This window comes from Bacillus cereus group sp. BfR-BA-01381, from assembly GCF_022663555.1.
Lineage (GTDB): Bacteria > Bacillota > Bacilli > Bacillales > Bacillaceae_G > Bacillus_A > Bacillus_A pacificus.
Map to the genome: position 1 here is coordinate 16621 of NZ_JAKUFR010000063.1, position 13646 is coordinate 30266.

A 13646-nucleotide genomic window follows, 5' to 3' on the forward strand; every position below is an offset into this window, starting at 1 on the left:
AATCATATAGGGATTTCCTATATGATTTTTTTATTAGTGAATCAAACAACCTTATTTTCCAAAAGACGATAAAAATTTAACTCTATCTCCCATAGGAGGAGTATTATTATCGACTAAGGCAACCTCTAGAATTGCTGGCCCATTTACATTCATTAAGTTGTTTATAACATCTTGATTGATATCTTCTAATTCAGTGATTCTGTAACTTGGAATATTCATAGCTGCGGCCATAGCACTGATATTAATTGATTCCTGTTCAAAGGATGGATGAGTCCTACGGAACTGTAACGAATGACCGTGATATACCATCCCTAAACGGGCATTATTCATCACAACAAATAAAAGTGGTAAATTATATTCCTTCGCAGTCAATATTTCCAACCCGTGCATGAAAAAGCAGCCATCACCAGTAATACATACAACCGGACGCTCCGGTTCAGCCAGTTTTGAACCAATCGCAGAACCAATTCCGCTTCCCATTGCGCCAAAATGTACATTAATATTATAGGAGTCAAAATCTATGACATTCATGTGATGAATAACATACGACATAAATTCACCAATATCAATGGTATATCTAGTAGTTGACGGTAAACATTTTTGAAGGTTTAGGAGAACATTTTTCGTATTATATTCCTCTATATTCTCTTCCTCTTTCTTCTTTTCAACGGTAAGTTCAGCGCTATCCTTTTGCAACCCTAAAGCCTTTAATTCTTCTATTAACATTAATAAACTTAAATTGATATCGCCTAGTACTGGAATATCCACTTTGTACTTCCGATTGAAGACAGATTGGTCAAAATCCATTTGAACAGAGAAGCGATTTTTTATTAAGTTTCCATTATAATTATTTGTCGCAGTTTCCCCTAAACTGGAGCCCACAATTAATAATGCTTTTCCATCCCCTTCATTAATCAATGCAGAGGCAGCCTCATGACCTGCAAATCCAAACACTCCGACTAAAAGCGGATGTTCCTCAGGGATATATCCCTTAGCTTGTGGAGTTGTTATAATTGGCCAATTCAGCAATTCTGCCACCTCTATTAATGACTCAACAGAGTTTCTTATTCCCTGTCCTGCAAAAATATAACCCTTCTCCCTTTTTACCAATTCTCTAGCTGTTTCTTTTATTTTTTCTAGACCAGGAACAATAGGAAGTCTTTTTGGAAGTGGTGGCATTTCAACATTTTCTATATTTTCATGTTGAATATCAATCGGTATCGCAATATGTACAGGTCCTGGTACTCCTGATATAGCAATTTCAATTGCTAGTGCGACTTCTTTAAGTACATCCTTTACATCATTAACCGTAACGCTATATTTTGTAACAGGCCTGAAGACTGGTTCTACATCTAATTCTTGTGATGCATTCAAACCTACCGTACTAAGAGGTACGGCACCTGTAATGAATAAAACAGGTAAATGCTCTCGCATAGCATTAGCAGCACCTGTTACAAGATTTGTGGCACCTGGTCCGCTACAACCAATACACACACTTAGCTGATTTGTGTATTTAGCATAAGCGGCAGCCATGTAGGATGCCGCCCCTTCATGCTTCGCTACGACTGGTGTTAATTCAGGCATATCATAAAGTTCGTCAAAAAACGCATTTACAGAACCAGCTGGGATACCAAATATATGCTTAACTTCATTAGCTATTAAATATTCTAATACATTTCGGGCTGCTTTCATGTGTATGCTCCATTCATTTTTAATTTATTTCTCTATTTAAAAAAGTTTTTCGATGTCTTCAGCTGCCATAGGACGGCTGAAAAAATACCCTTGCATCAAATAACAATTTCGTGCAGATAAAAATTCGACCTGTTCCTTTGTCTCAACACCTTCAGCAATAACATCAAGGTTCAAATTCTTAGCGAGCGTAATAATAGTATTCGTAATAGCTGCATCATCTTTTGTCATATCCTGTACAAAGGATTTATCAATTTTTAACGTTGAAATAGGCAACTTCTTTAAATAACCTAAAGATGAATAACCAGTCCCGAAATCATCAATAGCGAGGTTGATTCCTAAACCTTTTAATTTCTTCATTGTTTTTAAAGTTGATTCCGTATTTCTAACAATTAAATTTTCAGTGAGTTCTAGTTGTATATACTTCGGAGATAGCTCTACTTCCTCTAAAACATTTTTGACCATAGCAAATAAATCACTTTGTTCAAATTGACGTGCAGATAAATTCACAGACATACTAATTAATGGGGAACCTTGATCATGCCATTTCTTTAATTGCCTACAGGCCTCTTTTAGAACCCATTCACCTATCGGGACTATTAATCCAGTTTCTTCAGCTATTGGGATAAATTTATCAGGCGGTATCATCCCATGTTCTCGATGTTTCCATCTAATTAAAGCCTCTACACCCTCAATCCTATTCGTTTTACCATTTATTTGCGGTTGATAATAAATCACAAGTTCTTCTTGTTCCAATGCCTTATACAAATCATTTTCTAGCTTGATACTTTCAAAAGTTCTCGTATCCATTCCTTCACTGAAAAAATGATAGCTACTTCCTGATATTTCTTTCGATTTGTACATGGCTGTGTCTGCATTTTTAACTAAGATTTCAGTCGTATCACCATTATCAGGAAATATACTAATACCAATACTCGTTTTCATATAGATTTCATTGTCTACTAAATTAAATGGCCTTGAAAAAGAATCAATGACACGATTTACTACCTTTAACACTTCTTTTTCACTTTTAATATTTGGTAAATAGATAGTAAATTCATCCCCGCCCTGTCTCGAGACCGTAGCACTTTTAGGAACACAATCACTTAATCGATTTGCAACTTCTCGCAACAGCAGATCACCGAAGCTATGACCGAGCGTATCATTCACAAACTTAAACCTGTCTAAATCTAAATACAGAACTGCTAATTTTTCAGCATGTAATTGAGCATATGTCAGCCCTTGAGTTAGCCTGTCCTTTAGTAGAACTCTATTAGGTAAATCTGTTAAACTATCAAAATAAGCATGATATTTTATTTCTTCCTCCATTTGTTTCCTTTGGGTTACATCTTTAAAAGTAATAACTTCTCCGACAATCTCGGTCCCTTCTTTTATAGAGGAAATTACATACTCCACTGGAAAACTGGATTGATCTTTTCTAAAAAATTGCTCGGTTTTATCGTACAGATTCCAATTCTCATCGCAACCTGATGCCACCTGTTTTTTCTTTCCTGTTTCAATTCCGTTGAAAACCATACTGGATGGTTTTCCTATTAATTCATTTTTTATATCATAGCCTAACATGGAGGCACCAGCTGGGTTACAAAAGGTAATATTTCCATCAAGGTCTAAACCGAAAATTCCTTCTCCAGCAGAATTTAGAATCAATTCCTTCTCACGACTAAGCTGCTGCAATTCCGTTATTACTCGTTCCAGTTCCTTATTTTTAACCGTAATTTCTGAGGTCCTCTCTTCGATAATAACTTCCTGTTTTTCCATATATAAAAGGTTTGATAGCGTGGAAGCAGTTGCATCGACAATCGATTGCGACAGCTGTATTTGTCCTTCAGAATAACTAAAATTACTATCTCCTAGATTGACCACAGATATTTGTCCTAATACCTCTCCCATTGAAACCAACGGCAACATAAAGAGTCCCTTCATACCAAAATTACGGCAAACATCATGGTTTGGGCGCGGATCTGCATAAACATCTGGAATCCAGATTGGCTTTTTTGTTTCAATGACCTCTTGCGTGACTCTATCATTACTTTTATCAAATTTTATCTTATCATGTGTCTTGATCCAATCTTCTTCTGTCCATTCTGAACCCTTACTTAACTTCACCGGTCTAATTTTCTTCTTAGCTAAAGGCTCTAGTAAATGAACCCCGATATTATAATTGTCTAAAACTTTTCCTAAATAGGAAAAACAGGTATCAAGACTTTCCTGCATGGAGGAACACATAGATAAGTCCCGTGTCACATCCAGCAAGAGCTGTTTTTCAGCAATAAGGTTTACCTTATGAGTTAAATTGTTCGCATTTTGAATCGCAACAGCCGCCATATTCACATATGCCTCAACCGTTTGAATCTCTGACTCTGTTAAGTTCATAGGAATTCCGTAATCAAATAAAAAAACTAGACCAAATAATTCTTCTTCAAAAGAGATAGGAAGAACGAATAAAGATTTAATTCGAAACCCTTCCACTGCTCTCGGATCTGGCCGACTATCCTTTGATGTATCAGGTATATAGATGGCTTTTTTTGTTTCAATTACTTCTTTCGCCAGCAGGTCAATGTCTGTATCAATGACATGCATATCCAACGTCCATCCGTTAATAACTTCCGGTTTTCCTACATACCCTCTAAAAGTCCCATCTTCCTGCGGCAAATAAATACCAACAGAATCGCATTGAACGATTTCTTCAGAAATTGCTATTGTGACTTGCTCTAAAACTTCACGTAAATCCAGCTTTGTATTAATCATTTTAGTTATATTCGCAAGTCGAGAATACCTCGTTTGTTCCTTCAACATAAAAACGAACTCCATTTCATTGAAAATATCCATTTATATCCAAAAACTTTTATCCAAAACCTATCAATACTATCATTTTACTATGCATTTATTACTAATTCGACAAAATATTTCATATTTCTCACTATTATAATGTTTTTTATACATTTAATATAGGAATTGTTTGCATAATCATTTAATATTTTTATTACTAAATTGCAAGATAAATACTTTGTCATCGCTAAAGGTCATACAAAATTTTTTCAGTCCCAAAAACTTATTTACTTACGATACAACTCAGCTAATTTAAAATAAAAAAACAGATAGGAATCCCTACTCATCTGAGTTAAGATTCCCATCTGTTTATTTAAACTATCTCTACATATCAGATACAAACTCCATATATACAGCATATATCCGAGAACATATTGGTGTTGTTTAGTTCAATACATTTATAAAGTGAACCTTTAATTGGCAGCCCTCACCACTCGGGCTGCCAATTAAAGCTTGATAAAATTATCCTCTTTCTATTACACTCTACAAAAGAACGCAAAACTAAATAAAATCCATTTCCCTCTACTTCAGGGAGTTACACTGTTTCACTACCTTCTACCACATTCACACTCGCCTCAAACTGATCAAGCAATGTACGCACTTCATCCGTCGACTTCGTACTCATCAACTGATTTCTCAATTCAGCAGCTCCAGGGAAGCCTTTTACATAAATTTTGAAGAAGCGATGTAGTCCTGTGATAGAGCGTGGTAATACTTCTGCATATTGATCTTGAAGATCAAGCTGTAGTCTTAAAAGATCTAGATGCTCTTTACTACTATGCTCTCTTGGTTCTTTTTCAAAGGCAAATGGATTTTTAAAGATGCCTCGTCCGATCATAACACCATCAATACCGTATTTTTCAGCAAGTTCCAGCCCAGTTTTACGGTCAGGAATGTCTCCGTTTATCGTTAGAAGCGTATTTGGTGCAATACGATCACGTAATTTTTTAATCTCCGGAATTAGCTCCCAGTGTGCATCTACTTGGCTCATCTCTTCTCTTGTACGTAAGTGAATAGAAAGGTTTGCAATATCTTGTTTGAAAATATGCGTTAACCAATCTTCCCACTCACTTAACTCTTTAAAGCCAAGTCTTGTTTTTACGCTGACAGGTAGTCCGCCTGCTTTTGCAGCTTGAATAAGTTCTGCCGCAACGTCTGGACGTAGAATAAGACCACTACCTTTTCCTCTTGATGCTACGTTTGGTACAGGACAGCCCATATTAATATCAATACCTTTAAATCCTAACTCTGCCATACCAATACTCATTTGACGGAAATATTCAGGATTATCTCCCCAAATATGTGCCACCATTGGCTGTTCATCTTCTGTAAAAATTAAACGACCACGTACGCTTTTCATACCTTCTGGATGACAATAGCTATCTGAGTTTGTGAACTCTGTGAAGAATACGTCCGGACGACCAGCTTCACTTACTACATGACGGAAAACAACATCTGTCACATCTTCCATTGGTGCAAGTACGAAAAATGGTCGTGGTAATTCACGCCAAAAATTATCTATCATTTCAAATTCAAATCCTCTCACTATGAATACAATTTCAAAATCTCAATTTATAATTTGTGAAAATCAGCAATATTTATTTTAACTAAAATCGCTTATGAATGGTATTTTTGTAAACCAAAAAGCAGGTGGTATAGATTTTTTCTATATCAACTGCTTTCCTATTATACCAACTTCAGCCAAGCTACACACTCCACATGAGTCGTATGGGGGAACATATCAACAGGTTGTACTTCCTGTGTTTTATATCCGCCTTCTTCTAGTACTTTTAAGTCACGTGCTAATGTTGCTGGGTTACATGATACGTATACGACGCGTTTTGGTTTCATTTCGATGATTGTGTTTAGTAATGCTTCATCACAGCCTTTACGCGGTGGATCTACGACCATTGTGTCAGCGATTACGCCTTCTTTGTACCATTTTGGAATAACTACTTCTGCTTCTCCTACGCCAAATTCAGCGTTTGTCATGTTGTTTAATGCTGCGTTACGCTTTGCGTCTTCGATCGCTTCTGGGACGATTTCAACGCCGTACACTTTTTTCGCTTTTTGTGCTAGGAATAAGGAGATTGATCCAATTCCGCAATAGGCATCAATTACTGTTTCATTGCCATCTAATTTTGCATATTCTAACGTTTTATCGTATAACACTTTCGTTTGTTCTGGGTTTACTTGATAGAATGAACGTGCTGAAATCGCAAATTTAATATCGCCGATAAAGTCATAAATATATTCTGATCCGTACAGTACTGTCGTTTTGTCTCCGAAGATTACGTTTGTACGTTTCGGGTTTACGTTTTGAACAATTGATTTTACTTCTGGGAATTTCGCAGCAATTTCTTCAATGATTGCTTTTTTGTTTGGCAGTTCTGCTGTACGAGTAATGAAGACAAGCATAATCTCACCTGTTACTTGTCCGTAACGAGCCATTACGTGACGAAGTGTTCCTTTGTTACGCTCTTCGTTGTACGCCGAAATACCGTGTTTTTCACAAATACGTTTTACTTCTTGAATCAATGTATCGTTTTCTTCTGCTTGAATTAAACATGATTCCATATTAATAATGTCATGCGTTCCTTGACGATAGAAACCAGCTACAAGTCCGCCTTCACGTTCTCCAATTGGTACTTGTGCTTTGTTACGGTATACCCACGGATTCTTCATGCCAAGTACAGGATGAACAGGAACATCGCTTAGTCCTCCGATGCGCTGCATAACGTCACGTACTTGTTTTTCTTTCGCTTGTAATTGTCCTTCATATGTTAAATGCTGAAGCTGACAACCGCCGCACTGATTGTACACTGGGCATTCTGCATCTTTACGATATGGGCTCTCTGTATGAAGCTTCATTAGACGACCGAATGCGAAGTTTTTCTTCACTTTAATAATTTTAATTTGCGCTTCTTCACCTGGTAATCCGTTTTTAACGAAAATAGGATAGCCTTTTACTTTCGCAACACCGGCACCATCATGTGTTAAATCTTCAAATACTACATCTATAAACTCGTTTTTTTCAACTGGTGGCGTCATTTTTGTACTCATTTTCCGACCTCTCTTTTTCATAACACTGCGTTACATTTTATCATACTTATATGGTCTATTTCTATTGGAAGAAAAAAAGCTATTGACGATAGTTCTCTGTTAATGTTACGCTACTACTAATTTAATACGGACGATGTTACCTCATATATACTCGATAATATGGATCGAGAGTTTCTACCCGGCAACCTTAAATTGCTGGACTATGGGGAAAACTAATGAATATTAGCCTATGTGCAAAAAAGGACTCATATTGATTAGCTTTCTCTCATAGATGAAAGTGAATCCATATGGGTCTTTTTTTATTTTCATTTTTCTAAAAGGTCAGACATCTTACGTATGACATAAAACCTCTTTGTTTTATTTTTAGTAATACAACGAGCGTTTTATGTACAAACTTTATACGAACTTCTGAAAGGGGCAACTACATGCAATATGTAATGAGCATTATCGGTATTCTTGTCGTTTTAGGTTTATGTTTTGCTTTGTCAAACAACAAAAGTAAAATCAACTTCCGTGCAATTGCTATTATGATTGGTTTTCAAATTTTAATCGGTTGGTTTATGTTTGGCACAAAGATTGGTCAACAAATCATTATTTTCATTGGTAAAGTTTTCAACAAACTAATTAAACTTGGTACGACAGGTGTTGATTTTCTCTTTAATGGAATTCAAAGAGACTTTGTCTTTTTCTTAAACGTACTATTAATTATCGTATTTTTCTCAGCACTACTATCTATCTTTAGTTATTTAGGTGTTTTACCATTCATCGTTCGCGTTGTCGGCGGTGCGATTTCAAAAATTACTGGTTTACCACGCGTTGAATCGTTCCATGCGGTAAACTCTGTATTCTTCGGTTCAAGTGAAGCGTTAATCGTTATTAAAAATGATTTACAACATTTCAATAAAAACCGTATGTTTATCATTTGTTGTTCTGCAATGAGCTCAGTTTCTGCTTCTGTTACAGCATCATACGTAATGATGTTAGATGCAAAATACGTACTAGCAGCTCTTCCGCTAAACTTATTCTCAAGCTTAATCGTTTGTTCGTTATTAACACCAGTTGATACGAAAAAAGAAGACGAAGTGATTCAAAAATTTGATAGAACGCTATTCGGAGACAGCTTTATCGGTGCGATGATTAACGGCGCGCTTGATGGTTTAAAAGTAGCTGGTATCGTTGCAGCATTAATGATCGCCTTCATCGGTGTGATGGAAGTTGTAAACTACGTAATTAGTGCAGCTTCAGGGGCAATGGGACATGCTGTTACGTTACAACAAATCTTCGGTTATATACTTGCTCCATTCGCATTCTTAATGGGGATTCCAACTCAAGATATTATCCCAGCTGGTGGCATTATGGGTACGAAGATTGTATTAAACGAGTTTGTAGCAATCCTTGATTTAAAAGGTGTTGCAACAACATTATCTCCACGTACAGTTGGAATCGTTACAGTATTCTTAATTAGCTTCGCGAGTATTAGCCAAATTGGTGCGATTGTTGGTACAATCCGTGCCCTTTCTGAAAAACAAGGAAGTATCGTTTCTAAATTTGGTTGGAAAATGTTATTTGCATCAACACTTGCTTCTATTTTATCTGCGACAATCGCTGGATTATTCATTTAATAAAAATCACCTTACTCGTTGAAGTAAGGTGATTTTTTTATCTATTGTTACTTTTCTCATTCCATCCATTTTATTCAAATGATATGATGAACAAGGGTATATCCCCACCTCTCTTACAGCGGTGGGGATTTTAAATAGAAGTATGTAACATAATACACAATAGAAGGTGATTTTATGAGAAAATATGCTGCAATCGCTTTATGTACATCTGCCATTTTAGCAGGTTGTAATACTAACAATGTAAGTCAAGAACCTAAAAAAGAGAAAAAGGTTCAAGAAACTAAGAAACACGAAGAGACCTTGAAAGAACAAGGGAAAATTTCTTATAACCAAATCACACATGAATCTACAAACACTACTATTCATATAACAGATATAAAAGATGCTTTAACTGAAGTACAATATAAAATTTGGCGTACTGCTGATGGAAGGGAACACACTAAATCTTTTTCTTCTAAAGAAAAGGAAAAACAGTTTACACTTCCTTTTGATATAAAAGAATTTGAAGGAAAACGTGGTGAGTTTCAAATTGAAGCAATAGGCATAAAAGAGGATGGGAAAACCATTCCACTCACAAAATCTGCTATTACTTTCGAGCAAAAGGTTCCCGTTCTTATGTACCATGCAATCGATGATTATCACGGTCAAGGTATTAAAGACTTATTCGTATCACCTGCTAACTTTGAAGCCCAAATGAAATATTTAAAGGACAATGGTTATACACTGTTAACGTTTGAACGCTGGGGCGATATAAATAAAGTAAATAAACCTATCTTTGTTACATTTGATGATGGTATGAAAAATAATATGAATGCATTTCATGTTTTACAAAAGCTAAAAGACGATACATTTAAACCAACAGCAACAGAATATATGATTGTTGATAACGTTGATGTAGAAGGATCACTGTCTACTTCTGAAATAAAAAAAATGGTCGATTCCGGCATTTTCTCAGTGCAATCTCATACAGCGACACATGCAGACTTACCGAAAATTATAAACTATGAAGAGGAATTAAAAGGATCAAAAGAAAAACTAGAAAAAATAACAGGTAAACCCGTTATGGCAGTTGCTTATCCATTCGGTCATGTAGATGATAAAGTCGTTGCAGAGACGAAAAAATATTATCAATTTGCAACGACAACAAAACCCGGAAAATTCATTACAAAAGGTGAACCCGATGAGTTGTTAAAAATGAAGCGTATTCGCATACACCATACGACGACCGTAGAACAATTTGCTTCTTCGATTCAATAACGATGAGAGCTCAATATATTTTGAGCTCTCTTTTTACGCTATATTTATATATATTTTTTGAATTTTCTTGTATTATATATAGTAAGAAATCTTTCAAATTAAAGGAGATTATACATATGTCATTTGAACAAACGTTAGAGAAATATGCTGCCCTTGCAGTCAATGTTGGTGTCAATATTCAACCGGGACAAACATTATCAATCAGTGCACCTCTTGAAGCTGTACAATTTGTACGCCTCGTTACAGAAAAAGCATATAAATCTGGTGCAAAACACGTATATGTGGATTGGAATGATGAGACGTTAACACGCTTAAAGTTCGATCTAGCTCCTGAAGAAGCATTCGCTGAGTTCCCATCTTGGAAAGCACACGCTCGTGAAGAATTAGCAAAAGAAGGCGCTGCATTTATGTCTATTTATGCAGAAAACCCTGATTTATTAAAAGGTGTAGATCCAACGCGTATCGCAACAGCTCATAAAGTAGCTGGTGAAGCAATGAAAGTATATCGTGATTACGTACAAGCTGATAAAGTAAGCTGGTGTGTCATTTCTGTTCCTACGAAAGAATGGGCTGCGAAAGTATTCCCTGACGTTGCACCAGAAGAACAAGAAGCAAAACTATGGGATGCTATTTTCAAAGCTACTCGTGCTGATTTAGAAAATCCTGTGGAAGCATGGAAAGAACACGATGAAACATTACATACAAAAGTTGATTACTTAAACGAAAAGCATTATAAAGCTCTTCACTATACAGGTCCTGGAACAGATTTAACGATCGAACTTCCAGAAAAACATGTATGGGCTGGTGCTGGTAGCTTAAATGAAAAGAACGTACCATTTATGGCGAACATTCCAACTGAAGAAGTGTTTACAATGCCACTTAAAACAGGTGTAAACGGCCAAGTATCTAGTACAAAACCGTTAGCATTTGCAGGTAACATTATCGATAACTTCACGTTAACATTTGAAAACGGACGTATCGTAGATTATAAAGCTGAAGTTGGGGAAGAAGCTTTAAAACATTTAGTAGAAACAGATGAAGGTTCTCACTTCTTAGGAGAAGTAGCTTTAGTACCTCATGATTCACCAATTTCAAACACAAATATTTTATTCTACAATACGCTATTTGATGAAAACGCATCTTGCCACCTTGCAATCGGAAATGCTTATGCATTTAACTTAGTTGGCGGAAAAACAATGTCTAAAGAAGAGCTTGCTGAAAATGGCGCAAACGCTAGTATTACACACGAAGATTTCATGATTGGATCAGCTGAGCTTGATATCGACGGCATTACAGCTGATGGCAGACATGAACCAATCTTCCGTAAAGGTAATTGGGCATTTTAATAAAAGCAAAAGGCTATCTCCCGCACTGGAAGATAGCCTTTTATGATGCAGATGAAACCTTAAGCCCAATTACTCCTAACACGATGAAAAGAATACAAAATGCTTGGAATAGGCTAATGTGCTCTTTAAAAAAGTACACACTAATGATTGTAATAAGTAACGTCCCAACACCAGACCAAATTGCATAAGCAATACTTAAATGAATCTTTTTTACAACGATGGCGAACACGCTGAAACAAATTCCATAAAATACAAAAATAAGTACACTTGGAACGAGCTTTGTTAAACCGTTTGATAATTTCATCGCAATTGTTCCAGCTACTTCAAAAATAATTGTTACAAGTAATAATAGCCAATATACCATACTAGAATCTCCTTCTCTGTTACCTTATAGAGATTCTAGTATACTACTTATAGTCCTAATGAAATATATTTAATTTCTAAATATTCCTCGATACCGAAATGACCTCCTTCGCGCCCAATACCACTTTCTTTAAAGCCACCGAACGGTGCTTGTGCAACTGATGGAAGTCCATCATTTAATCCGATAATACCGTACTCTAACGCTTCGCTAATTTGGAATGCTTGACTAATATCTTTTGTGAAAATATAAGCAGCCAAGCCATATGGTGTATGATTTGCACGTTCAATTACTTCTTCAACCGTTTTAAATTTCGCAACTGGTGCCACTGGTCCGAATGTTTCTTCATTCATGCAAAGCATCGTATCGTTCGCCAATCCGATTACAGTTGGTTGCATAAAGTGTCCATCTAGCTCGGCAACCTTTTGACCACCATATAAAACTGTTCCACCCTTTTGAATAGCATCTTCAATATGTTCCTGTACTTTCGAAACTGCATTCTCGTCAATCAGTGGTCCTACAGTCGTTCCGTCACCGAAACCGTCTCCTACTTTCAACTGCCCTACTGCCTTTTGAAACTTCTCTGCGAATACTTCGTAAACTTCTTCCTGAACAAATACTCGGTTTGTACATATACACGTTTGTCCTGCGTTACGGAATTTCGAACCGATTACTGCCTCTACTGCTTTATCTAAGTCTGCATCATTCATAACAATAAACGGTGCGTGACCGCCTAACTCAAGTGAAACCTTTTTCATCGTTTGTGCCGCACTAGCCATTAACTCTTTCCCAATTTCCGTTGATCCTGTAAAGGACACTTTTCGAACACGCCCATCTTCCATCCACGTATCAGCAATTGCTTTCGCACTACCTGTCACAATATTTATTACGCCTTTTGGAATGTCTGCTTCATGAGCTAATTCAGCTAATTTTAACGCAGTTAACGGCGTTTGACTTGCAGGTTTTACAACCGCTGTACATCCCGCTGCAAGCGCCGGAGCTACCTTTCTCGTAATCATAGCGGCCGGGAAGTTCCAAGGCGTAATAGCTGCCATAACACCAACTGGTTGCTTCATAACTAAAATACGTTTATTCGGATGAGAAGCAGGAATCATTTCACCATATACGCGTTTTCCTTCTTCTGCATACCATTCGACAAAACTATTTGCATAATTCACTTCACCAAGCGCTTCTGCAAACGGCTTTCCTTGTTCTTTCGTCATGATCGCTGCAATCTCTTCTTTATTTTCATCAATAAGTGTGAACCATTTTTTTAATTTCGCTGCACGATCTGCCGCTGTTAACTTAGACCATGATTTAAAGGCTTCATGCGCAGCATCAACAGCTTGCTTTGCCTCTGTTACCCCGCCCTTTGGTACAGTCGCAAATATTTCCTTCGTTGCTGGATTATTTACTTCTATTTGCTCTTGCAATGTAATCCACTCACCATTTATATAC

The 13646-nt window shown here is 36.6% G+C and carries 9 protein-coding genes and 1 riboswitch; of the genes, 3 read left to right on the plus strand and 6 right to left on the minus strand.

What is annotated here, in order from left to right; all coding sequences use genetic code 11:
* Positions 1–51: 51 nt before the first annotated feature.
* From MR079_RS19785 to rlmD, 4 genes are all read right to left on the minus strand, one after another.
* A complete protein-coding gene (locus tag MR079_RS19785) occupies positions 52–1692 on the minus strand; it encodes a thiamine pyrophosphate-binding protein (protein WP_242294479.1) in 1641 nt (546 codons plus the stop codon).
* A gap of 36 nt (positions 1693–1728) precedes the next feature.
* Positions 1729–4506 carry a bifunctional diguanylate cyclase/phosphodiesterase gene (locus MR079_RS19790; protein WP_242294480.1) on the minus strand — a complete coding sequence of 926 codons (2778 nt, stop codon included), beginning with the start codon at positions 4504–4506 and terminating at the stop codon, positions 1729–1731.
* A gap of 568 nt (positions 4507–5074) precedes the next feature.
* Complete coding sequence (locus tag MR079_RS19795; protein WP_139869444.1) at positions 5075–6064, minus strand: tRNA dihydrouridine synthase; 990 nt, start codon at positions 6062–6064, stop codon at positions 5075–5077.
* A gap of 161 nt (positions 6065–6225) precedes the next feature.
* Entirely contained in the window at positions 6226–7602 is a 1377-nt protein-coding gene (rlmD, locus tag MR079_RS19800; protein ID WP_139869443.1) for a 23S rRNA (uracil(1939)-C(5))-methyltransferase RlmD, read from the minus strand.
* 121 nt (positions 7603–7723) lie between these two features.
* Positions 7724–7825, plus strand: a riboswitch (purine riboswitch).
* Positions 7826–8027: 202 nt separating this feature from the next.
* On the opposite strand from rlmD, the gene MR079_RS19805 reads away from it, so the two are divergent.
* The 3 genes from MR079_RS19805 to MR079_RS19815 all read left to right on the plus strand — a co-directional run bounded on the left by MR079_RS19805 (position 8028) and on the right by MR079_RS19815 (position 11827).
* Positions 8028–9224 carry a NupC/NupG family nucleoside CNT transporter gene (locus MR079_RS19805; RefSeq protein WP_242294481.1) on the plus strand — a complete coding sequence of 399 codons (1197 nt, stop codon included), beginning with the start codon at positions 8028–8030 and terminating at the stop codon, positions 9222–9224.
* 174 nt (positions 9225–9398) lie between these two features.
* On the plus strand, positions 9399–10481 hold the full coding sequence (locus tag MR079_RS19810; RefSeq protein WP_242294482.1) for a polysaccharide deacetylase family protein: 1083 nt from the start codon (positions 9399–9401) through the stop codon (positions 10479–10481).
* 116 nt (positions 10482–10597) lie between these two features.
* A complete protein-coding gene (locus MR079_RS19815) occupies positions 10598–11827 on the plus strand; it encodes an aminopeptidase (protein ID WP_242294483.1) in 1230 nt (409 codons plus the stop codon).
* A 40-nt stretch (positions 11828–11867) separates the two neighbouring features.
* Here the strand turns inward: MR079_RS19815 and MR079_RS19820 are convergent, their stop codons facing one another.
* Both MR079_RS19820 and gabD read right to left on the minus strand, forming a co-directional pair.
* The gene (locus tag MR079_RS19820; RefSeq protein WP_000263262.1) at positions 11868–12191 is read right to left on the minus strand and encodes a DMT family transporter; all 324 of its coding nucleotides are present in this window, start codon (positions 12189–12191) and stop codon (positions 11868–11870) included.
* 47 nt (positions 12192–12238) lie between these two features.
* The coding region (gene gabD / locus MR079_RS19825; protein ID WP_242294484.1) for an NADP-dependent succinate-semialdehyde dehydrogenase at positions 12239–13646 on the minus strand (1408 nt) is incomplete at its 5' end.

What these genes read in the sequence shown, in the direction of transcription:
- MR079_RS19785 (WP_242294479.1), bottom strand. Translation starts at nt 1,692, where the DNA reads ATGAAAGCAGCCCGAAATGTATTAGAATATTTAATAGCTAATGAAGTT.
- MR079_RS19790 (WP_242294480.1), bottom strand. Translation starts at nt 4,506, where the DNA reads ATGTTGAAGGAACAAACGAGGTATTCTCGACTTGCGAATATAACTAAA.
- MR079_RS19795 (WP_139869444.1), bottom strand. Translation starts at nt 6,064, where the DNA reads ATGATAGATAATTTTTGGCGTGAATTACCACGACCATTTTTCGTACTT.
- rlmD (WP_139869443.1), bottom strand. Translation starts at nt 7,602, where the DNA reads ATGAGTACAAAAATGACGCCACCAGTTGAAAAAAACGAGTTTATAGAT.
- MR079_RS19805 (WP_242294481.1), top strand. Translation starts at nt 8,028, where the DNA reads ATGCAATATGTAATGAGCATTATCGGTATTCTTGTCGTTTTAGGTTTA.
- MR079_RS19810 (WP_242294482.1), top strand. Translation starts at nt 9,399, where the DNA reads ATGAGAAAATATGCTGCAATCGCTTTATGTACATCTGCCATTTTAGCA.
- MR079_RS19815 (WP_242294483.1), top strand. Translation starts at nt 10,598, where the DNA reads ATGTCATTTGAACAAACGTTAGAGAAATATGCTGCCCTTGCAGTCAAT.
- MR079_RS19820 (WP_000263262.1), bottom strand. Translation starts at nt 12,191, where the DNA reads ATGGTATATTGGCTATTATTACTTGTAACAATTATTTTTGAAGTAGCT.